Here is a 21,388-nt window from a genome sequence, read left to right on the forward strand (position 1 = left end):
CCTCCGGCGCCGCGCTGATGACGGTGGTGCCGCTGGACCAGGTATGGGTGGAAGCCAACTTCAAGGAAGGCCAGCTGCGCAAGATGCGCATCGGCCAACCCGTCAAGATGAATGCCGACCTGTACGGCACCTCGGTGACCTACCACGGCACGATCGCCGGCCTGGACGCCGGCACCGGCAGCGCCTTCGCGCTGCTGCCCGCGCAGAACGCCACGGGCAACTGGATCAAGGTAGTGCAGCGCGTGCCCGTGCGCATCACGCTCGATCCCGAGGACCTGAAGAAGCACCCGCTGCGCGTGGGCCTGTCGATGGAAGTGGAAGTCGACGTAGGCAAGCAGGACGGCGAACCGCTGACGCAGACCGAGCGCAAGGAACCGGCCTGGTCCACCCGCGCGTTCGAACCGGCCCACGGCGAGATCGACGCCATGGTCGCCAAGATCATCCGTGACAACCTGGACACCAGCGACGCGGTGGCGTCGGCGGCGTCCGCCGCCCCGGCCCGCTGAGGAACCGCCATGAGCACTCCCGCCCAGCCCGAGGCCGGCGGCGCGCCCGCCGCGCCGGCCCGCCCCCCCGGCGCCCACCCGCCGCTGGAAGGCGCGACCCGCATCATCGGGTCCATCGCGCTGTCCACGGCGGTGTTCATGAACGTGCTGGACACCTCGATCGCCAACGTGTCCATTCCCACCATCTCGGGCGACCTGGGCGTGAGCACCAGCCAGGGCACCTGGGTGATCACGTCCTTCGCGGTGGCCAACGCCATCACGGTGCCCCTGACCGGCTGGCTCACGCAGCGCTTCGGCCAGGTGCGGCTGTTCCTGATGTCGACGCTGCTGTTCGTGCTGGCCTCGTGGCTCTGCGGCTTTTCGCCGTCGCTGGAGGCGCTGATCGCCTTCCGCGTGCTGCAGGGCGCCGTCGCCGGCCCGATGATCCCGCTGTCGCAGGCGCTGATGCTCGCGAGCTTCCCGAAATCGAAGGCCGGCATGGCGCTGGCGGTCTGGTCCATGACCACGCTGGTGGCGCCGGTGGCCGGGCCCTTGCTGGGCGGCTGGATTTCCGACAACTACACCTGGCCCTGGATCTTCTACATCAACGTGCCGGTCGGCCTGCTGGCCGCCTGGATCAGCTGGCGCATCTACCGCGACCGCGAGTCGCCCACGCGCAAGCTGCCCATCGACAAGCTGGGCCTGATCCTGCTGGTGGTGTGGGTCGGCGCGCTGCAGATCATGCTGGACAAGGGCAAGGAACTGGACTGGTTCGCCAGCCCCACCATCCTGATCCTGGCGGCGGTGGCGGTCGTGGCCTTCGTGTTCTTCCTGATCTGGGAACTGACCGACGCGCACCCCGTGGTGGATCTGCGCCTGTTCAAAGTGCGCAACTTCACCGTCGGCTCGCTGACGCTGGCCGTGGCCTACGGCGTGTTCTTCGGCAACGTGGTGCTGCTGCCGCTCTGGCTGCAAAGCAACATGGGCTACACGGCCACCTACGCCGGCCTGGTCACCGCGCCGGTCGGACTGCTGGCCATCCTGCTGACGCCGGTCGTGGGCAAGATGCTGGCCACCCGGGATCCGCGCCAGATCGTCACCGTGGCTTTCCTGATCTTCGCGCTGGTGTGCTTCATGCGGTCGGGCTTCAATACCCAGACCGACGTGCGCACACTGATGACGCCGACCATCATCCAGGGCGCGGCCATGGCGGCCTTCTTCGTGCCGCTGACCTCGATCACGCTGTCCAGCATCGAGCCCTGGCGCATCCCGGCGGCGTCGGGCCTGTCGAACTTCCTGCGCCTGACGGCGGGGGCCTTCGGCACCTCGATCGCCACCACGCTATGGGAAAACCGCGCCACGATGCATCACGCGCAGCTGACGGAAATCGCGCGGCCGGGACAAGCGGCCTTCGATCAGACGGTCGGCACGTTGCAGAACGGGCTGGGCGTATCACACGCGCAGGCGCTGACGCTGGTGGACCGGATGATCAACACGCAGGCCTTCACCATGTCCGCGGTGGACGTGTTCTATGGCTCGGCGGTGATTTTCCTGCTGCTGACCGGCCTGGTCTGGTTCGCCCGGCCCAAGTCCGCGAAGGCGGGCGGCGGCGGCGCGGCGGAAGCGGCGGCGGGGGCTCACTAGGCCCTTCAGCCCGCCGCTGCGGCAGCCAGGAATGAACAGACCCGCCCTGGAGGCGGGTCTGTTGCGAATGGGGCTGATACAGCGAACGAGTGATGGCGCCACCGAGGCCGCCATTGGCGACCCGCAGCAGCGGTGGCGCGATTCAGGCGGTTTCGTTGCGCTCGACGGTATCGGGCTTGAGCAGTTCGCGCCAGTCCTTGCGCGCGATCACTTCCGGCGGCAATGCGCTGACCGGGGACAGGTTGTAGACCGAAAGACCACGTTCGGCCCAATGCCTGGCGGCAAACCTGAAGGACGGCTCGATCACGCGCGCGAAATGCCGCGCCAGCCGGCTGCTCTGGGGCGACACGCCTTCATCGTAGAAGCGCAGGCCGTTTTCAAGGCTCAGGTCCAGGCCGTGCACGTAAACATTGCGGGCGCCATACGAAAACAGCACCTGCAACGCGGCATAGGCCACGGTGTCGGCGTCGAACACCCCGAGCGCCGCATTGAAGCTGAAGCCCAGCCCCAGCTCCGCATCCAGCAGGTGCAGGTCGGGATTCGCCTGGACCATGCGCACCAGCGTCGCCGGCGCCGTGCTGCGCTGATAGGCCCGCTCGAGGATGAGCTCGATGATGCAGATGCGGCAGCGTATCTCTTCCTGGGGCACGCCCTGGACGATGTAGCGCAACACCTCGGGCGAGACGTACAGCGTCAGGTCGCGCGACACGATCTCGCGCACCAGGGCGATGCGGTCGCGCACGAAGTTCTGGTCGATAATGCAGTAATACTTGAACGGCAGGTCGTACTTGTTGGCCAGCACGATCGCGCCGTTCACTCCCATCGCGCACTGGATGTTCATCCGGTCATAGGGAATTTCCGCGATGGAAGGGCCACTCAGGATCAGATGAACGGTTTCGTCGGAAGGGTCGTACCCTTCGTCCAGCGGCGTCACGGGCACCGACCGGCCGAATGCCCGATAACCACTGATGGTTCCCAGCGAATCTCGCTGGATGCGGACAAACGGCCAGAGATGCTGGTTGTGCCGCTGGCTGCGCGAACGCAGCATGCGGAACAACTTGCGCACGAATCGATCCGCCCGCCCGCCACCAATGTGGCCGGGCGGAGCAGGCGAGATCGCTTGGTCCATTTTCACTCTGTAAAGCCCTTCCTCACTACGGTGCTCAGCGCGCCGAAATCAGCGACGCGATCGCGTCTCCGACCTCGGCGGTGGATGCCGTGCCCTGCATGTCCCGGGTGCGCGGTCCGTCCGCCAGCACGGTCTCGATCGCGCTCACGACGGCGGCTGAGGCCTCTGGATAGCCCAGGAAATCCAGCATCAGCGCGCCGCTCCAGATCTGGCCGATCGGATTGGCGATGCCCTTGCCGTAGATGTCGGGCGCCGAGCCGTGCACGGGCTCGAACAGGGACGGGAACTTGCGTTCGGGATTCAGGTTGGCCGACGGCGCGATGCCGATGGTGCCCGTGCAGGCCGGCCCCAGGTCCGACAGGATATCGCCGAACAGGTTGGACGCCACCACGACGTCGAACCAGTCAGGGTGCTGCACGAAATGAGCGCACAGTATATCGATATGGTACTTGTCCCAGCGCACGTCGGGATAGCTCTTGGCGATATCGGCCACGCGCTCGTCCCACCAGGGCATCGAGATGGAAATGCCGTTGGACTTGGTGGCCGCGGTCAGGTGCTTGCCGCGCTTCTGGGCCAGGTCGAACGCGAATTTCAGCACGCGGTCGGCGCCAACACGGGTGAACACGCTCTCCTGGATCACCACCTCGCGCTCGGTGCCCTCGAACAGGCGACCGCCGCTATTGGAGTATTCGCCTTCGGTGTTTTCGCGGACGATGTAGAAATCGATCTCTCCGGGCTTGCGATTGGCCAGCGGCGAAGGCACGCCGGGCATCAGGCGCACCGGACGCAGATTGATGTACTGGTCGAATTCGCGGCGGAACTTGAACAGCGAACCCCACAGCGCCTCGTGGTCGGGCACCGTGGCCGGCCAGCCGATCGAGCCGAAGAAAATCGCTTCGTGCTGGCCGATCTGCGCGCGCCAGTCGTCCGGCATCATCTTGCCGTGCTTGGCGTAATAATCGCAACTCCAGTCGAAGTGGTCCCACTGGAATCCGATGTCGAATCGCGCCGCGACCGCATCCAGCACTTTCAGGCCTTCGGGCACGACTTCCTTGCCTATGCCGTCTCCCGGAAGCACCGCAATCTTGTGTTTCTTAGCCACCAATTTTTTCCCTTTGATTCTCGGTATATACCACCCAAGATCATAGGCATAAATTATAGTGGTGCAATACCCCCAGTTACAAAAACCCGGGGGCCTTACAGAGAGGCCGACCGCAAAAATCCCATTTCAGACCATTGCGTGTGACGGCACGTAGTCGTAAGCGGGTACGCGGTCACCCCTCATGACCTCAGCGGCGCCCTTTCGAGCCGAGCAGCGACCCCAGGATGCCTCGGGCCAGTTCCCGGGCGACCGTGCGCACGGTGCTCTTGGCCATGGTCTGGACCACGCCGTCGCGCTTGCCGCCCCGGGGGCCGGTGGATCCAAACAGCACTTCGTTCAAGCCCTGCATGAAGCCGCCTTCCTCGCTGCCCTGCGGCTGCCCGCCAGCGGGCGCGCCGGGCGCGGCGGCGCCGCCGTTTTGACCGACAGGCGTCGACGCCCGGCCCGCCAGCACTTCATAGGCGGATTCGCGGTCAATCGTCTGCTCGTACTTGGCCGACAAGGGATTGGCCCGACGCAACGCCTGGCGCTCGGCATCGGTGGCCGGCCCGATGCGGCTGGCCGGCGGCACGATCCAGGCGCGCTCGGTGGGCTGGGGCCGCCCCTTGGCGTCCAGCAACGACACCAGGGCCTCGCCGACGCCCAGTTCGGTGATGGCGGCCTCGATATCCAGCCCGGGATTCGGGCGCATGGTCTGCGCCGCGGTCTTGACGGCCTTCTGGTCGCGCGGCGTGAAGGCGCGCAGCGCGTGCTGGACGCGGTTGCCCAGCTGTCCCAGCACCGTATCGGGGATGTCCAGCGGGTTCTGGGTGACGAAATACACCCCGACGCCCTTGGAGCGGACCAGGCGGACCACCTGCTCGATCTTGGTCAGCAGGGCTTGCGGCGCATCGGTGAACAGCAGATGGGCCTCATCGAAGAAGAAGACCAGCTTGGGCTGTTCCATGTCGCCCACTTCCGGCAGCTTTTCGTACAGGTCGCCCAGCAGCCAGAGCAGGAAGATCGCGTACAGGCGCGGCGCCTGCATGAGCTTGTCGGCGGCCAGCACGTTGACGATGCCGCGTCCCTGGGCGTCGGTGCGCATCAGGTCGGCCACATCAAGCATGGGCTCGCCGAAGAATTTCTCGGCGCCCTGCGACTCCAGCGTCAGCAGGCTGCGCTGGATCGCGCCCACGCTGGCGGCCGACACGTTGCCGTAACGGGTCTTGAGCTCGGCGCTGCGGTCGGCCACGTTCTGCAGCATGGCGCGCAGGTCCTTCAGGTCCAGCAGCAGCTGGCCCTCGTCGTCGGCGACCTTGAACACCAGCGCCAGCACGCCTTCCTGGGTGTCGTTCAGCTCCAGGATGCGCGCCAGCAGCAGCGGTCCCATGTCGGAGATGGTGGCCCGGACCGGCGCGCCCTGCTCGCCGAACACGTCCCACAGCGCCACCGGGCTGGCGGCCCAGGCCGGCTCGGCCAGGCCCAGGTTCTTGAGCCGTTCCTGCAGCTTGGGGCTGGCGGCGCCCGCCTGGGAGACGCCGGTCAGGTCGCCCTTGACGTCGGCCATGAACACCGGCGTGCCGATGCGGGAAAACGATTCCGCCAACACCTGCAGGGTGACGGTCTTGCCGGTCCCGGTCGCGCCGGTGATGCAGCCATGCCGGTTCGCCAAGGCCGGCAGCAGGGCCAGTTCCGTCTGCGCGTTCTTGGCGATGAGGATGGGGTTGGGCATGGACGACTCCGGACCGGTTGAAACAGATGCCCAAGTGTAGAGCCTGCCGGCGGCCTTGTGCGCGTGGCCGGACGGACACAAGCGGCGGGCAGCCGGGCGCGCGCCCCGCCGGCACGGTAAAATGCTCGCCTTCAAAGACCTTTTATCCTGGAACGCTATGGCCGGACACAGCAAATGGGCCAATATTCAACACCGCAAGGGCCGTCAAGACGCCAAGCGGGGCAAGCTCTGGACCAAGATCATCCGTGAAATCACGGTGGCGGCCCGTGCCGGCGGCCCCGACCCGGACAGCAATCCGCGGCTGCGCATGGCCTGGGACAAGGCGACCGACGCCAACATGCCCAAGGACAACATCCAGCGCGCCATCCAGCGCGGCGCCGGCGGCGCCGACGGCGAGGCCTACGAGGAAGTCCGCTACGAAGGCTACGGCATCGGCGGCGCGGCGGTGATCGTCGACTGCATGACCGACAACCGCACCCGCACCGTGGCAGAAGTGCGCCACGCCTTCGCCAAGAACGGCGGCAACCTGGGCCAGGAAGGCTCGGTCGCCTTCATGTTCAAGCATTGCGGCCAGTTCGTGTTCGCCCCCGGCACCCCGGAAGACAAGGTCATGGAAGCCGCCCTGGAAGCGGGCGCCGAGGACGTGACGACCGATGACGAAGGCGTGATCGAGGTGATCAGCGCGCCGGCCGACTACGCCGCCGTGCGCAAGGCCTTCGACGCCGCCGGCCTGAAGGCCGAGATGGACGGCATCGTCATGAAGGCCCTGAATGAAACCGAGCTGGCCGGGGAAGACGCCATCAAGATGCAGAAACTGCTCGACGCCCTGGAAGGCCTGGACGACGTGCAGGAAGTCTATACGACCGTCGTTTTCGACGAAGCGCAGTAAGCCGCAAGCAACCTTCAGAACCACGCAATAATGAAACTCCTGGTAATTGGCTCGGGCGGCCGCGAACATGCCCTCGCATGGCGGCTGGCCCGCTCCCCGCGCGTACACAAGGTCTACGTCGCGCCGGGCAACGGCGGCACGCAACGCGCCGAGCAGATGGAAAACATCGCGCTCACCAATGCCGAGGAGCTGGCCGATTTCGTCCAGCGCGAAGGCATCGCGCTGACCGTGGTCGGCCCCGAGGCGCCGCTGGCGGCCGGCGTCGTCGACGTGTTCCGCGCGCGCGGCCTGAAGATCTTCGGCCCCACCAAGGCGGCGGCGCAGCTGGAAAGCTCGAAGGACTACGCCAAGGCCTTCATGGTCCGCCACAACATCCCGACGGCGCGCTACGAGACCTTCACCGACCCGGCCCGCGCGCATGCCTACATCGACGCGGAAGGCGCCCCCATCGTCATCAAGGCCGACGGCCTAGCCGCCGGCAAGGGCGTGGTGGTCGCGGCGAAGCTGGAAGAGGCCCACGCGGCGGTCGACGCCATGCTGGGCGACGGCTCCATGGGCGAGGCCGGCGCGCGCGTCGTGATCGAGGAATGCCTGGTCGGTGAGGAAGCCAGCTTCATCGTCATGTGCGACGGCCGCAACGTGCTGGCGCTGGCCACCAGCCAGGACCACAAGCGCCTGCAGGACGGCGACCAGGGCCCCAACACCGGCGGCATGGGCGCCTATTCGCCCGCCCCCATCGTCACGCCCGAGCTGCACCACCGCATCATGCGCGAGATCATCCTGCCGACCGTGCAGGGCATGACGCGCGACGGCATCCCGTACACCGGCTTCCTGTACGCCGGCCTGATGATCGCCCCCGGCGATGATCCGGACCGCGCCATCAAGACGCTGGAATTCAACTGCCGCATGGGCGACCCGGAAACCCAGCCCATCATGATGCGCGTCAAGAGCGACCTGCTCGACGCGCTGGAGCACGCGGTCGACGGCACGCTGGACCAGGCCGACATCACCTGGGACCGCCGCACGGCCCTGGGCGTGGTGCTGGCCTCGCACAACTACCCCAATACGCCGCGCACCGGCGACGCCATCAAGGGCCTGCCGGCCGACGCCGAGGACTGCATGGTGTTCCATGCCGCCACGCGCCTGGAAGGCGAGGAAGTCCAGACCACCGGCGGCCGCGTGCTGTGCGTGACGGCGCTGGGCGACTCGGTCAAGATGGCGCGCGACCGCGCGTACGAAGCGATCGACGGCATCCACTTCGACGGCCGCCAGTACCGCAGCGACATCGGCTGGCGCGCGCTCAAGCCCTCCCAGCAGAAAACCGGCCGATGAGCGCCCTGCCCGTCACCGAGGTCCGGGACTACCTGACCGGCCTGCAAGCCCGCATCGTCAGCGCGCTGGAAGACGCGGAGGGCGCCGCCTTCCGCAGCGATTCCTGGACCCGCGCCGAAGGCGGCGGCGGGCTGTCGCGCCTGCTCGAAGGCGGCGCGCTGTTCGAGCGCGCCGGCGTGCTGTTCAGCCACGTCAAGGGCTCGCAGCTGCCGCCCTCGGCCAGCGCCCACCGGCCCGAGCTGGCCGGCCGCCCCTGGGAAGCCATGGGCGTGTCCATGGTGCTGCATCCGCGCAACCCCTATGTGCCGACCACGCACATGAACGTGCGCATGTTCCTGGCCGTGGCCCGTCCCGGCCACGACGAAAACGACGTTTTCTGGTTCGGCGGCGGCATCGACCTGACACCGTACTACCCGTTCGAGGAAGACGCCCGCCATTTCCACGAAACCTGTCGGGACGCGCTAGCGCCGCACGGCGCGGACTACTATCCGCGCTACAAGCGCTGGTGCGACGAATACTTCTTCCTGAAGCACCGCAACGAGACGCGCGGCGTCGGCGGCATCTTCTACGACGATCTCAACGCGCCCGGCTTCGACGCCTCGTTCGCACTGACGCGCTCGGTCGGCGACGCCTTCCTGCCGAGCTACATGCCCATCGTCGAACGCCGTCGCGGCCTGGCCTACGGCGAGCGCGAGCGCGACTTCCAGGCCTACCGGCGCGGCCGCTACGTCGAATTCAACCTGGTGTTCGACCGCGGCACGCTGTTCGGCCTGCAATCGGGCGGACGCACGGAATCCATCCTGCTGTCCATGCCGCCCATGGCGCATTGGCGCTACGACTGGCAGCCGCAGGCGGGCACACCCGAGGCTGAGCTGGCGGCCTACCTGACGCCGCGGGACTGGGCGTGAAACGCATCGGGCTCCTGGGCGGCAGTTTCGACCCCGTCCATCTGGCGCACGTGGCGCTGGCGCAAAGCGCGCTGTCGGCGCAGGCGCTGGAACAGGTGCAACTGATCCCCACCGCCAATCCCTGGCAGCGCGAGGCGCTGCAAGCGACGCCGGCGCAGCGCCTCGACATGCTGGCGCTGGCCATCGCGGACCAGCCCGGCCTGGCCGTCAACCCGATCGAAATCGAGCGGGGCGGCGCCACCTACACCATCGACACCCTGCGCGCCCTGCCCGGCGATGCCCGCTACGTCTGGCTGCTGGGCGCCGACCAGCTGGCCAACTTCTGCACCTGGCGCGCCTGGGACGAAATCGCCGAGCGCGTGGACATGGCCGTGGCGGTCCGCCCCGGCACGCCGCTGGCGCCGCCCGCCGAACTGGCGGCGCGCCTGCGGGAGCTGGGTCGCGGGCTGCTATCCCTGCCCTTCGCGCCCATGGCCGTATCCGCCTCGGAAATCCGCCGCCGCCTGGCCGCGGGCGAATCCACCGAAGGCATGCTGGCCGCGCCCGTGGCCGCGTATATTGCGGCGCACAATCTCTACCGATAACCCTCACGCCCTCCGGGCGCGTCCGCCGTGAATATCGGTTCCGGCCGTCCGCCCGCGGGTTATTATTCGCAGCTATGGATATACAGAAACTCCAACGCGCCGTCATCGATGCCCTCGAAGACGTCAAGGCGCAAGACATCAAAGTCTTCAACACCACGCACCTCACCAGCCTGTTCGACCGGGTGGTGATCGCCAGCGCAACCTCCAACCGGCAAACCCGCGCCCTGGCGTCCAGCGTCGCCGACCGTGGCCGCGCCCTGGACCTGTCCGGCATCACCATCGAAGGCGAGGACACCGGCGAGTGGGTCGTGGTCGACCTGGGCGACGTGGTCGTGCACATCATGCAGCCCGCCATCCGCCAGTACTACAACCTGGAAGAGATCTGGGGCGGCAAGCCGGTGCGCGTCAAGCTGCTGCCGGAATCCACCCGCGTCGCCCCCGTCGCCGGCGACAGCGCCTACGACGGCGTGGACGACTGAGTCCGTCGTGAAACTCATCGTCGCGGCCGTCGGCACGCGCATGCCCGACTGGGTCGAGACTGCCTGGAACGATTACGCCAAGCGGCTGCCGCCGGACTGCGCGCTGGAACTGCGCGAAATCAAGCCCGAGCCGCGCACCAGCGGCAAGACGCCGGCGCAGATGATGGCGGCGGAAGCCAAGCGCATCGATGCCGCCCTGCCCCCGGGCGCGCTGCGCCTGGCGCTGGACGAGCGCGGCCGCGACCTGACCACGGTCGCGCTGTCGCAAAAGCTGGAGCAATGGCGCGCGGGTGGCCAGGACGTGGCCTTCCTGGTGGGCGGCCCCGACGGCCTGGACGCCGACCTGAAGGCGTCCTGCGGCGGGCAGATCCGCCTGTCGTCGCTGACCCTGCCGCACCCCATGGTGCGGGTGGTCCTGGCCGAGCAGCTCTACCGCGCCTGGGCCATCATGACCAACCATCCTTACCACCGCGCCTGACGCCGGGCGCGGCCAGCCCCGCATGGACCAGACCACGACTTCCGGCGCGCCCGCGCGCATCTACCTGGCGTCCGCCAGCCCCCGGCGCCGCGAGCTGCTGACCCAGATGGGCGTGGCGCACGAGGTGCTGCAGGTGCCGGCCCCGCCCGGCGAGGACGAACCCCAGCACGCGGGCGAAAGCGCCGCCGACTATGTGGTCCGCACCGCCAGGGAAAAGGCCCTGCGCGGACGCGACTGGATGCAGGCCCAGGGCCTGGCGCCGCTGCCCCTGTTGTCGGCCGACACCACGGTGATCCTGGCGGGCGCCGTGCTCGGCAAGCCGGCCGACCGCGCCGACGCCGAACGCATCCTGCGCGCCCTGTCCGGCGCCACGCACGAGGTCCGCACCGCGGTTGCCCTGTGGACCGGCGACGGCCTGCGGGAAGCCGTGTCGGTCACGCAAGTCCGCATGCGCGTGCTGGACGCGGAAGACATCGCGCGCTATTGCGACAGCGGCGAGCCCTATGGCAAGGCCGGCGCCTATGGCGTCCAGGGATTGGCCGGCGCCTTCGTCGCCAGCCTGTCGGGCAGCTATACCGGCGTGATGGGCCTGCCGGTATTCGAGACCGCGGCATTGCTGCGCGCGGTCGGCATCCGCATTCCCTGACCCGTCAGCCCTGCTGCACCGGCACCGCCAGGCTCTGGCCTTGCTGCTGGGGCGCTTCGCCGGGCGACGGCAGGTCCTGGCCGTCCAGCGCCCGTTGCAGCTGCTCGCGGTCGAGTTCGCCTTCCCAGCGCGCCACCACCACGGCGGCCGTGGCATTGCCGACCAGATTGGTCAGCGCGCGGCATTCGGACATGAAACGGTCCACGCCCAGGATCAGCGCCATGCCTGCGACCGGCACGCTGGGCACCACCGACAGCGTGGCCGCCAGCGTGATGAAGCCCGCGCCCGTCACGCCCGCCGCGCCCTTGGAGCTCAGCATCGCCACCAGCAACAGCAGTATCTGGTCGGGCAGCGACAGCGGAATGTCGCAGGCTTGCGCGATGAACAGCGCCGCCATGGTCATGTAGATATTGGTGCCATCCAGGTTGAACGAATAGCCGGTCGGCACCACCAGCCCGACCACGGACTTCGAACACCCGGCCTTCTCCATCTTCTGCATCAGCGTCGGCAGCGCGGCTTCCGACGAGCTCGTGCCCAGCACCAGCAGCAGTTCTTCGCGGATGTAGCGCACCAGCTTCAGGATGGAAAAGCCGTTGTAGCGCGCCACCGCGCCCAGCACGATCACCACGAACAGCACCGAGGTGGCATAGAACGTGCCCACCAGCATGGCCAGGTTGACCACCGACTTGATGCCGTACTTGCCGATGGTGAAGGCCATGGCGCCGAACGCGCCGATGGGCGCCGCCTTCATCAGGATGGCGACCAGCTTGAAGATGGGCTGGGCCAGCGCCGTCAGGAAGTTCAGCACCGGCTTGCCGCGCTCGCCGACCTGCGCCAGCGCGATGCCGAACAGCACCGCCACGAACAGCACCTGCAGGATGTCGCCGCCGACGAAAGGACTGAAGATGGTCGTCGGGATGATGTTCATCAGGAAGCCGGTGATGGTCGAGTCATGGGCCTTGGCCACATAGCCCGACACCGCCTTGGCGTCCAGCGTCTTGGGGTCGATGTGCATGCCGGCGCCCGGCTGCACGATGTGGCTGACCACCATGCCGACCACCAGGGCCAGCGTCGAGAACACCAGGAAATACAGCATGGCCTTGCCCGCCACGCGGCCGACCTTCTTCAGGTCGCTCATGGCGGCGATGCCGGTGGCCACGGTCAGGAAGATGACGGGCGCGATGATCATCTTCACCAGCTTGATGAAGCCGTCGCCCAGCGGTTGCATGGACTGCCCCAGTTCAGGCTTGTAGTGGCCGAGCAACATGCCGACCACGATGGCAAAAAGCACCTGCACGTACAGGACTTGATAGAACTTCAGCTTGCGCGCGGGCGCGCCTTGATCAGTGTCGATCATGGGTTTTGTCCCCACCAGGGCCCCAGCTCCGCGCGATTCAGCAGCGCGGGCGTCGGGGCGTTATCTCTTTTATGGCCGCCCCGCGTGACAAGGCGGCCGATTTCACCGCGCGGACGCGCCACGGGCTTGTCCTTTCCTATGCAAACGGCGTGCCAACCCGCCCGGGAACACAAAGATCTTCCAACTCGTTGAAAAACCACGACTTTCATTTTTTAAAATGAACATCGGCGGATCCTGCCTGCGAAAGTCCGCACAAGCCAGGGATAAAATGTGCGAAAAACCGCACAACCATGTCCGATCCCTCCCCCTTCCCGCGCATCGAGCCGCCCGCCAGCAAGCCGGGCATGGGCTGGCCCGCGCGCATCATGCTGGCGTTGCTGCTCATCGGCGCCATCTTCGCCGTGCTGCATCTGGCCACCGGCTGGGCGCGCGAAGGCGCGCTGCGGGAGGCGGCCCAGCTGGCGCGCAACGCCAGCCAGATCAACGCCGCCCTGCTGCGCAACAACCTGGACAAATTCCGCGCGCTGCCCTTCGTGCTGACGCGCGATGTGGACCTGCGCGCGGCGCTGCTGGATCCCGTGCCGGCCCAGATCGGGCCGCTCGATGAAAAACTCGAAGCCCTGAGCCGCGGCGTGGGCGCGGCGGCCATCTACGTGCTGGACCGCACGGGCTACGCCATCGCCGCCAGCAACTGGCGCGAGCCGGCCAGCTTCGAGGGCGTGGACTACCAGTTCCGGCCGTATTTCCGCGGCGCGGTCGCGCACGGCTCGGCCGAGCACTTCGCGCTCGGCACCATCAGCCACGAAGCCGGCCTGTACCTGTCCCGCCGCGTCGACGCGCCGGATGGCGGCATGCTCGGCGTGGTGGTGCTGAAGGTGGATTTCCGAGAGCTGGAGGCCGACTGGCGCCAGTCCAACGCGCCGATCTTCGTCACCGACGAACACGGCGTGGTCCTGCTGGGCAGCCTGCCCCAATGGCGCTTCGACGTGCTGGCGCCGCTATCCGAAGAGCTGGCGCAGCGGCTGCGCACCAGCCTGCAATTCGGCGACGCCCGCTTCCAGTCCGTGCCGATCAGCCCGCCGCTGCAGACCAGCAGCACGGGAACGCTGGTGCGCGCGGACGTGGCCCTGCCGCAAATACCGGCCGGCTCGCCGCTGCTGCACACCACGCTGCCCATCACCGAATCGCCGGGATGGACGCTGCACCTGCTGTCGCCGGTGCAGTCCGCGCTGAACCGCGCCAGCGCCAATGCCCAGCTGGGCGCACTGCTGGCGCAAAGCCTGCTGGCCGCCATCGTCGGCGTGCTGCTCTACCGCCGGCACCGCGGCCATGAGCACACCCGGCAGCAGACCGCCATCCGCCAGCAGCTCGCCGACCAGGTACACGAACGCACGGCGCAGCTGCGGCTGGCCAACGACCGGCTGCTCGGCGAAATGGACGAACGCCAACGCGCCCAGGCGCGGCTGCACACACTGCAGGATGAACTGGTCCAGGCCAGCAAGCTGGCCTTGCTGGGACAGGTGGCCGCCGGCGTCGCGCACGAAATCAACCAGCCGGTCGCCGCCATCCGGAGCTACGCGGACAATGCCGCCGAATTCCTGCGCCGCCAGGATCCGGACACCGCGCGCGAAAACCTGGAATCCATCGCCTCGCTCACGGAACGCATCGGCCATATCACCGGCGAGCTGCGCGCCTTCTCGCGCAAGGCCAGCACGCAGGTCGCGCCGATCAGCCTGGGCGCGGCGCTGGACGGCGCGCTGCTGCTGGCCGGCCCGCGCGCCGCGCGGCAGGGCGTGGCGCTGCATCGGCCGGCCGCCGGCCAGGACGCGCGGGTGCTGGCCGACCGCATCCGGCTGGAACAGGTGCTGGTCAATCTGCTGCAGAACGCGCTGGACGCGCTGGAAGGCCAACCCGGCGGCCGCATCACCCTGGCCCTGCGCGACCAGGGCGAGCGGGTGCGGCTCTATTTCCACGACAACGGGCCGGGCCTGAGCGCCGAGGCGCTGGCCGGTCTGTTCACGCCCTTCCACACCACCAAGCCCGAGGGCCTGGGACTGGGGCTGGTGATCTCCCGCGACATCGTCGCCGAATTCGGCGGCGAGCTGCGCGCAGCAGACGCCACGGACCCGGAGTTCCCCGCGCCCCACGGTCCCGGACGCGGCGCCCTGTTCATCCTGACGCTGCGCAAGGCGTCCTCCCTTCCCGCATCATGAGCCGATCCGCCTCTTCCGCGCCGCCGTCCGGCGCCGCCGCCCTGCCCGCCAAGCCCGCCGCGCGCGTGGTCTTCATCGACGACGACGCCGAGCTGCGCCGAGCCAACAGCCAGACGCTGAAGCTGCACGGCTTCCAGGTCGAGGCCCACGCCAGCGCCCGCGCCGCCCTGCCCGTGCTGACGCGCGCGTTCGACGGCGTGGTGGTGACCGACATCCGCATGCCGGACATGGACGGGCTGCAGCTATTCCAGCGGCTGCGCGACATCGATGCCGAGATTCCCGTCATCCTGATCACCGGCCACGGCGACATCGCCACCGCCGTCCAGTGCATGCGCGAGGGCGCCTACGACTTCCTGGCCAAGCCCTATCCCGCCGAGCGCCTGATCGCCACCATCGGCCACGCCGCCGAGAAGCGCAGGCTGGTCCTGGAAAATCGCCGCCTGCAGGAAGCGGCGTTCGCCGCAGGCGCCGACGCGGTGCCATTCATCGGCAACACCCCGGCCATGCAGCGGATCAAGCAGACGCTGCGGCATATCGCCGACGCCGACGTGGACGTGCTGGTGGAAGGCGAGACCGGCACCGGCAAGGAAGTGGTCGCCAGCGCCTTGCACCGACTGAGCCGCCGCCGTCAGCACGAGCTGGTGGCGATCAATTGCGGCGCGCTGCCCGAAAGCGTGATCGAAAGCGAGCTGTTCGGCCATGAGGCGGGCGCCTTCACCGGCGCGCAGAAGCGGCGCATCGGCCGCATCGAGCATGCCAGCGGCGGCACGCTGTTCCTCGACGAGATCGAGAGCATGCCGCTGAACATTCAGGTCAAGTTCCTGCGCGTGCTGGAAACCCGCCAGATCACGCCGCTGGGCACCAATGACGTGCGCAGCCTGGACCTGCGGGTGGTCGCGGCCACCAAGGAAGACCTGGGCAGCCCGCTGGCGCGCCCGCATTTCCGCGAGGACCTGTTCTATCGCCTGAACGTCGTCACCATCCGGATCCCGCCGCTGCGCGAACGGCGCGACGACATTCCGCTGCTGTTCGCGCATTACCTGGGCATCGCCTCGCGGCGCTTCCAGCGCGACATCCCCGACCTGCCGGCGCAGGTCCGGCAACATCTGCAGGAACACGCCTGGCCCGGCAACGTGCGCGAGCTGGCCCACTTCGCCGAGCGCGTCGTGCTGGGCGTGCATGGCGGCGCGCCGCTGTCGGCGCCGCAGCCCGCCGCCGGCTCAGGCAGCCTGCCGGAGCGAATGGAACGCTTCGAGGCGCAGCTGATCCGCGACGCGCTGGCCGTCCATCATGGCGACATCAAATCCACGCTGGAAGCGCTGGGCATTCCTCGCAAGACGTTCTACGACAAGCTCCAGCGCCATGGCATAGACCGCCAGGAATACACCGGCGGCGGCGCGTCGGAATAGCGGCTCAGTCCGCGCCGGCCGGCTCCGCGGGCCTGCCCGGCGCCTCCCCGTCGTCGCGAATCAGTCCGAAATCGCCGGCGTCATAGGCACGCATGGCTTCGTCCAACGCGCGCTGCGAGGCCATCACGAACGGCCCGCGCTGGATCACGGGCTCGTCGATGACGGGCCCCGCGATCAGGACGATGTGCGCGGGCGCCCGGCCCGCGATCAACAGCAGCATGCCGTCGCCGTCGGCCGAGGCGGCCACGGCCGAACCCGTATGCAGGACGGCGAAGTCCGGATCCTCCCCCTGCCGCTTGGCGGCCGGCGCCGCGCCGGCCCCGAGCTGGTGGCGCGCGCGCAGGCCCAGGTCGCCCTGCACGGCATAGACCCAGGCATTCCAGCCGTCGGGTAGCGGCACCAGGCGCGTGGCGCCCGGCCGCAGCCAGATGTCCAGGATCAGCAGCGGCTCGGGACCCAGCGGGGGCGATTCCCAGCCGTCGTAGGCGCCCGACACCACGCGCACCCGGCCCGCGTCGCTCTGGATGATGGGCATTTCCCAGGCGCGCAGCAGCGAGGTCGCCGGCGGCAGCGCCTTCAGACGCTCGGGCAGGTTCACGAACATCTGCAGACCGTTGAGCCGGGCCGGGCCGACCGGCTGCTGCGTATGCACGATCCCCTTGCCGGCCAGGGTCCAGTGCAGGTCGCCCGCGCGGATCTCGTGGTCGTTGCGCACGCTGTCCAGGCTTTGCATCACGCCCTGGCTGTCCTCGAACAGCAGGGTCACCGCGGAAATGCCGGCGTGCGGATGCGGCGCGAAGGTCGGGCCCGTCATGACGAAATGGTCCACCAGCACCAGCGGCGACATGCCCAGGGGGAAATCGGTATGGCGGAACTGGCGGATGGAACAGGCCTCGCCGACCGGCTGGGCCTGGCTGGCGACCAGCGGGCTGAGAAGAATCGTCAAGAATGTGCTGCCTGATTGTTGCGTGGCGCACAGCTTAGGCGTTCCGCATGCCAGGCAATAGAGGCCAATTTCAGGAATAATTGTCCTGCTTGCCAGGACAATCTCAACACGCGCGCGCCCTTCATGAACTCGTATATTCACCATCTCGACGACCTGCTGCTCTTTAGCGAGGTGGTGGAAAAAGGCGGTTTCTCCGCCGCCGCCCGCATCCTGGGCCTGCAGCGCTCCAAGCTCAGCCGGCGCGTGGCCGACCTGGAAGCCCGGCTGGGGCTGCGCCTGCTGCAACGCAATACCCGGCATATCTCGCTAACGCCCATGGGCGAACAGATCTATGTGCACGCCCGCGCCATGGCGCGCGAGGCGCGCACGGCCTATGACCTGGCGGCGTCGATGGGCGACACGCCCAGCGGGCTGCTGCGCATCACGGCGCCGTCGGCCCTGGCGGTCACGCTGCTGGGCGACCTGATCGGGCGCTACTGCCAGCAGCACCCGCGCGTGCGCGTGCTGCTGGACACCCGCGACCAGATCATCGACCTGGTGGGCGAGGGTTACGACCTGGCCTTCCGCGCGCAGGGCGCCTCGCTGACGGACTCGCGGCTGGTGGCGCGCGAACTGGCCCCGGTTCCGCTGGCGCTGGTGGCCGCGCCGGAGCTGGCGCGCGCCGACCTGCGCCGCCCGCGCGATCTGACCGCCCTGCCGCTGCTGGCGCATGCCACGCAGGACAGCCTGCAGAGCTGGCAATTCAGCCATCCCTCGGGCGAGCGGGAGTCGCTGGAGTTCACGCCCCGCAGCCTGAGCAACAATCCGGCCGCGGTGCGCGAGATGGCGCGCGCCGGCCTGGGCATCGCGCTGCTGCCGCACTATCTGTGCGCGGCCTCGCTGGCGCGCGGCGACCTCGTCGCCCTGCTGCCGTCCTGGACCGCCGCGCCGGCCCGCATCTACGCGGTCATGCCCGCCCGCCGAGGCACGCCGCTGGCCCTGCGGCGGTTCCTGGACTTCGCCATCGCCGAATTGCCCGCGCGGCTGGGCTGAACGCCCGCCGCGCGCCGGCCGCCACACGCTTGCAGGACTTTCTTGGTAAAAAACGGGATCCCCACGGGGATGCGCCCGTCGCCTTGCGCGCTGGCGGCGGCGCGCGAGGCGGACCGGACGGCCTCGGGCCCGGTTTGGGCAGGGCCGGAACTTTGACGCGCCACCCAAGTCTTATATAAGATATAAGACACAAGGTCCGCCGCGAGCTTGTCACGCTTAGAATGACAAACGCGCCAAAACGCCAGAAAATGCCGGCTTCACGCGGGCGAAACCATGGAGTCCATCATGCCGCACAACACCCTCGACACCCTGAAGAACTTCAAGATCGGCGACAAGTCCTGTCAGTACTACTCGCTGCCGGCCCTGGGCAAGGCCCTGGGCGTGGACGTGCAGCGGCTGCCCGTCTCCATCCGCATCGTGCTGGAATCGGTGCTGCGCAACTGCGACGGCAAGAAAGTCACCGAAGAACACGTCAAGCAGCTGGCCAACTGGCAGGCCAACGCCAGGCGCGAGGATGAAATCCCCTTCGTCGTGGCCCGCGTCGTGCTGCAGGACTTCACCGGCGTGCCGCTGCTGGCCGACATCGCCGCCATGCGCTCGGTGGCCGACCAGATGGGCAAGAGCCCCAAGAGCATCGAGCCGCTGGTGCCGGTCGACCTGGTGGTCGACCACTCGGTCATGATCGACTACTTCGGCACCAAGAACGCGCTGGACCTGAACATGAAGCTGGAATTCAAGCGCAACCAAGAGCGCTACCAGTTCATGAAGTGGGGCATGCAGGCCTTCGACACCTTCGGCGTGGTGCCCCCGGGCTTCGGCATCGTCCACCAGGTCAACCTGGAATACCTGGCGCGCGGCGTGCACCAGGACAAGAAGCACAACGTCTACTACCCCGACTCGCTGGTGGGCACCGACAGCCACACCACCATGATCAACGGCATCGGCGTGGTCGGCTGGGGCGTGGGCGGCATCGAGGCCGAGGCCGGCATGCTGGGCCAGCCCGTGTACTTCCTCACCCCCGACGTGGTCGGCGTGGAGCTCAAGGGCAAGCTGCGCGGCGGCGTCACCGCCACCGACCTGGTGCTGACCATCACCGAAATGCTGCGCCGTGAAAAAGTGGTGGGCAAGTTCGTGGAATTCTGTGGCGAAGGCACCGCCAGCCTGTCCGTGGCCGAACGCGCCACCATCGGCAACATGGCGCCGGAGTACGGCGCGACCATGGGCTTCTTCCCGGTCGACGAGCGCACCATCGACTACTTCCGCGGCACCGGCCGCACCGAAGCCGAGATCGCCGCCTTCGAGGCCTATTTCAAGGCCCAGAAGATGTTCGGCGTGCCCAAGGCCAAGGACATCAACTTCACCAAGCTGCTGACGCTGGACCTGTCCACGGTGGCGCCCTCGCTGGCCGGCCCGAAGCGTCCGCAGGACCGCATCGAGATCGGCAACGTCAAGAACACCTTCATCGACCTGTTCTCCAAGCCGGTCGCCGAGAACGGCTTCAACCAGCCCGCCGACAAGCTCGGCCAGACCTACACCACCAGCGCCGGCACCAAGGTCAAGAACGGCGACATCCTGATCGCGGCCATCACGTCCTGCACCAACACGTCCAACCCCAGCGTGCTGCTGGCGGCCGGCCTGCTGGCCAAGAAGGCCGTCGAAGCCGGCCTGACCGTGCCCAAGCACATCAAGACCTCGCTGGCCCCCGGATCGCGCGTGGTCACCGAATACCTGACCAAAACGGGCCTCTTGCCCTACCTGGAAAAGCTGGGCTTCGACGTGGCCGCCTACGGCTGCACCACCTGCATCGGCAACGCCGGCGACCTGACCCCGGACCTGAACGAAGCCATCACCGGCAACGACCTGGTCTGCGCCGCCGTGCTGTCGGGCAACCGCAACTTCGAGGCCCGCATCCACCCGAACATCAAGGCCAACTTCCTGGCCTCGCCGCCGCTGGTCGTGGCCTATGCCCTGGCCGGCACCATCACGCGCGACCTGATGACCGAGCCCGTGGGCCAAGGCAAGAACGGCGACGTGTGGCTGGGCGACATCTGGCCGAGCACCGAGGAAATCGACGCGCTGCTCAAGTTCGCGCTGGATCCCAAGGCCTTCCAGGCCAACTACGGCCAGGTCAAGAGCAACCCCGGCGAACTCTGGGAACACATCAAGGGCGTCACCGGCGACACCTACAACTGGCCCGACTCGACCTACATCGCCGAACCGCCGTTCTTCCAGGACTTCGGCATGACGCCGGGCGCCACCCCGACCGTCAAGGGCGCGCGCGCGCTGGGCGTGTTCGGCGACTCGGTCACCACCGACCACATCTCGCCGGCCGGCTCCATCAAGGAAACCTCGCCCGCCGGCAAGTGGCTCAAGGAACACGGCGTGATGAAGGCCGACTTCAACAGCTACGGCTCGCGCCGCGGCAACCACGAGATCATGATGCGCGGCACCTTCGCCAACGTACGCATCAAGAACCTCATGATTCCCGCGCTGCCGGACGGCAGCCGCTTCGAAGGCGGCGACACGCTGTTCCAGCCCTCGGGCGAACAGATGTCCATCTATGACGCGGCCATGAAGTACGTCGCGGCCGGCACCCCCACCGTGGTGTTCGGCGGCGAGGAGTACGGCACCGGCTCGTCGCGCGACTGGGCCGCCAAGGGCACCCAGCTGCTGGGCGTGAAGGCCGTGATCACCCGCAGCTTCGAGCGCATCCATCGCAGCAACCTGGTGGGCATGGGCGTGCTGCCGCTGCAGTTCAAGGGCAACGACAGCGTGCAGTCGCTCGGCATCACCGGCGAGGAAACCTACGACATCTCCGGCCTGGAAAACGGCATCAAGCCGATGCAGGACGTGACGCTGACGATCACCCGCAAGGACGGTTCCAAGCAGGACGTGACCGTGCTGCTGCGCATCGACACGCCGATCGAGGTGGACTACTACCAGCACGGCGGCATCCTGCCCTTCGTGCTGCGCCAGCTGCTGGCGGCCTGAGCCCGGGCCCCGCGCGGGCCATCAAGGCAAAAGCCCCCGGAACCTCACGGTTC

At 68.0% G+C, this 21,388-nt stretch carries 18 protein-coding genes; 13 read left to right on the plus strand and 5 right to left on the minus strand.

Annotated features, from left to right (window positions below; genetic code table 11):
• Together AC6LJ9_RS26100 and AC6LJ9_RS26105 are read left to right on the plus strand one after the other, a co-directional pair.
• On the plus strand, positions 1-506 hold a 506-nt coding region (locus AC6LJ9_RS26100), incomplete at its 5' end, for an HlyD family secretion protein (protein WP_498149792.1).
• A gap of 9 nt (positions 507-515) precedes the next feature.
• Entirely contained in the window at positions 516-2,129 is a 1,614-nt protein-coding gene (locus tag AC6LJ9_RS26105; protein ID WP_498149793.1) for a DHA2 family efflux MFS transporter permease subunit, read from the plus strand.
• Positions 2,130-2,271: 142 nt separating this feature from the next.
• Here the strand turns inward: AC6LJ9_RS26105 and AC6LJ9_RS26110 are convergent, their stop codons facing one another.
• From AC6LJ9_RS26110 to AC6LJ9_RS26120, 3 genes are all read right to left on the minus strand, one after another.
• The gene (locus AC6LJ9_RS26110) at positions 2,272-3,195 is read right to left on the minus strand and encodes a WaaZ-like lipopolysaccharide core biosynthesis protein (RefSeq protein WP_498149794.1); all 924 of its coding nucleotides are present in this window, start codon (positions 3,193-3,195) and stop codon (positions 2,272-2,274) included.
• 97 nt (positions 3,196-3,292) lie between these two features.
• A complete protein-coding gene (locus AC6LJ9_RS26115) occupies positions 3,293-4,360 on the minus strand; it encodes a tartrate dehydrogenase (protein WP_498149795.1) in 1,068 nt (355 codons plus the stop codon).
• Between the two features lie 187 nt (positions 4,361-4,547).
• On the minus strand, positions 4,548-6,071 hold the full coding sequence (locus tag AC6LJ9_RS26120; RefSeq protein WP_498149796.1) for a helicase HerA-like C-terminal domain-containing protein: 1,524 nt from the start codon (positions 6,069-6,071) through the stop codon (positions 4,548-4,550).
• A 157-nt stretch (positions 6,072-6,228) separates the two neighbouring features.
• On the opposite strand from AC6LJ9_RS26120, the gene AC6LJ9_RS26125 reads away from it, so the two are divergent.
• From AC6LJ9_RS26125 to AC6LJ9_RS26155, 7 genes are all read left to right on the plus strand, one after another.
• On the plus strand, positions 6,229-6,960 hold the full coding sequence (locus AC6LJ9_RS26125) for a YebC/PmpR family DNA-binding transcriptional regulator (protein ID WP_103275398.1): 732 nt from the start codon (positions 6,229-6,231) through the stop codon (positions 6,958-6,960).
• 30 nt (positions 6,961-6,990) lie between these two features.
• The gene (gene purD / locus AC6LJ9_RS26130) at positions 6,991-8,292 is read left to right on the plus strand and encodes a phosphoribosylamine--glycine ligase (RefSeq protein WP_498149797.1); all 1,302 of its coding nucleotides are present in this window, start codon (positions 6,991-6,993) and stop codon (positions 8,290-8,292) included.
• Entirely contained in the window at positions 8,289-9,200 is a 912-nt protein-coding gene (gene hemF / locus AC6LJ9_RS26135; RefSeq protein ID WP_498149798.1) for an oxygen-dependent coproporphyrinogen oxidase, read from the plus strand. Before purD ends, hemF begins: the two co-directional genes overlap by 4 nt.
• Positions 9,197-9,784: a nicotinate (nicotinamide) nucleotide adenylyltransferase gene (nadD, locus tag AC6LJ9_RS26140; protein ID WP_498149799.1), complete on the plus strand. Its 588-nt coding sequence runs from the start codon at positions 9,197-9,199 to the stop codon at positions 9,782-9,784. Before hemF ends, nadD begins: the two co-directional genes overlap by 4 nt.
• A gap of 74 nt (positions 9,785-9,858) precedes the next feature.
• Positions 9,859-10,263 (plus strand): ribosome silencing factor, encoded by a 405-nt coding sequence (gene rsfS, locus AC6LJ9_RS26145; protein WP_498149800.1) that lies wholly within the window; start codon positions 9,859-9,861, stop codon positions 10,261-10,263.
• 7 nt (positions 10,264-10,270) lie between these two features.
• A complete protein-coding gene (gene rlmH / locus AC6LJ9_RS26150) occupies positions 10,271-10,741 on the plus strand; it encodes a 23S rRNA (pseudouridine(1915)-N(3))-methyltransferase RlmH (RefSeq protein WP_498149801.1) in 471 nt (156 codons plus the stop codon).
• 22 nt (positions 10,742-10,763) lie between these two features.
• Positions 10,764-11,387 carry a Maf family protein gene (locus AC6LJ9_RS26155; protein ID WP_498149802.1) on the plus strand — a complete coding sequence of 208 codons (624 nt, stop codon included), beginning with the start codon at positions 10,764-10,766 and terminating at the stop codon, positions 11,385-11,387.
• Between the two features lie 4 nt (positions 11,388-11,391).
• On the opposite strand, the gene AC6LJ9_RS26160 is transcribed toward AC6LJ9_RS26155, so the two are convergent.
• Positions 11,392-12,744: a dicarboxylate/amino acid:cation symporter gene (locus tag AC6LJ9_RS26160; protein WP_498149803.1), complete on the minus strand. Its 1,353-nt coding sequence runs from the start codon at positions 12,742-12,744 to the stop codon at positions 11,392-11,394.
• A gap of 290 nt (positions 12,745-13,034) precedes the next feature.
• On the opposite strand from AC6LJ9_RS26160, the gene AC6LJ9_RS26165 reads away from it, so the two are divergent.
• Together AC6LJ9_RS26165 and AC6LJ9_RS26170 are read left to right on the plus strand one after the other, a co-directional pair.
• The gene (locus tag AC6LJ9_RS26165) at positions 13,035-14,957 is read left to right on the plus strand and encodes a sensor histidine kinase (protein ID WP_498149804.1); all 1,923 of its coding nucleotides are present in this window, start codon (positions 13,035-13,037) and stop codon (positions 14,955-14,957) included.
• Positions 14,954-16,366, plus strand: coding sequence for a sigma-54-dependent transcriptional regulator (locus AC6LJ9_RS26170; protein ID WP_498149805.1), 1,413 nt, complete (start codon positions 14,954-14,956; stop codon positions 16,364-16,366). The genes AC6LJ9_RS26165 and AC6LJ9_RS26170 overlap by 4 nt, the downstream gene beginning before the upstream one ends.
• Before the next feature lie 4 nt (positions 16,367-16,370).
• Here AC6LJ9_RS26170 and AC6LJ9_RS26175 read toward each other — a convergent pair whose 3' ends face one another.
• Complete coding sequence (locus AC6LJ9_RS26175) at positions 16,371-17,312, minus strand: pirin family protein (protein ID WP_498149806.1); 942 nt, start codon at positions 17,310-17,312, stop codon at positions 16,371-16,373.
• 123 nt (positions 17,313-17,435) lie between these two features.
• On the opposite strand from AC6LJ9_RS26175, the gene AC6LJ9_RS26180 reads away from it, so the two are divergent.
• Positions 17,436-18,344, plus strand: a complete 909-nt coding sequence (locus tag AC6LJ9_RS26180; RefSeq protein WP_498149807.1) for a LysR substrate-binding domain-containing protein — start codon at positions 17,436-17,438, stop codon at positions 18,342-18,344.
• Between the two features lie 285 nt (positions 18,345-18,629).
• Positions 18,630-21,335, plus strand: coding sequence for an aconitate hydratase AcnA (acnA, locus tag AC6LJ9_RS26185; RefSeq protein WP_498149808.1), 2,706 nt, complete (start codon positions 18,630-18,632; stop codon positions 21,333-21,335).
• Positions 21,336-21,388: the final 53 nt, after the last annotated feature.

The sequence above is a fragment of the Achromobacter sp. 1011811831 genome, assembly GCF_059760905.1.

Bases quoted from the DNA above. Each gene is read 5' to 3' on its own strand.
- AC6LJ9_RS26105 (WP_498149793.1), top strand. From the start codon at position 516: ATGAGCACTCCCGCCCAGCCCGAGGCCGGCGGCGCGCCCGCCGCGCCG.
- rsfS (WP_498149800.1), top strand. From the start codon at position 9,859: ATGGATATACAGAAACTCCAACGCGCCGTCATCGATGCCCTCGAAGAC.
- AC6LJ9_RS26155 (WP_498149802.1), top strand. From the start codon at position 10,764: ATGGACCAGACCACGACTTCCGGCGCGCCCGCGCGCATCTACCTGGCG.
- purD (WP_498149797.1), top strand. From the start codon at position 6,991: ATGAAACTCCTGGTAATTGGCTCGGGCGGCCGCGAACATGCCCTCGCA.
- acnA (WP_498149808.1), top strand. From the start codon at position 18,630: ATGCCGCACAACACCCTCGACACCCTGAAGAACTTCAAGATCGGCGAC.
- AC6LJ9_RS26180 (WP_498149807.1), top strand. From the start codon at position 17,436: ATGAACTCGTATATTCACCATCTCGACGACCTGCTGCTCTTTAGCGAG.
- hemF (WP_498149798.1), top strand. From the start codon at position 8,289: ATGAGCGCCCTGCCCGTCACCGAGGTCCGGGACTACCTGACCGGCCTG.
- AC6LJ9_RS26120 (WP_498149796.1), bottom strand. From the start codon at position 6,071: ATGCCCAACCCCATCCTCATCGCCAAGAACGCGCAGACGGAACTGGCC.
- AC6LJ9_RS26125 (WP_103275398.1), top strand. From the start codon at position 6,229: ATGGCCGGACACAGCAAATGGGCCAATATTCAACACCGCAAGGGCCGT.
- AC6LJ9_RS26170 (WP_498149805.1), top strand. From the start codon at position 14,954: ATGAGCCGATCCGCCTCTTCCGCGCCGCCGTCCGGCGCCGCCGCCCTG.
- AC6LJ9_RS26160 (WP_498149803.1), bottom strand. From the start codon at position 12,744: ATGATCGACACTGATCAAGGCGCGCCCGCGCGCAAGCTGAAGTTCTAT.
- AC6LJ9_RS26165 (WP_498149804.1), top strand. From the start codon at position 13,035: ATGTCCGATCCCTCCCCCTTCCCGCGCATCGAGCCGCCCGCCAGCAAG.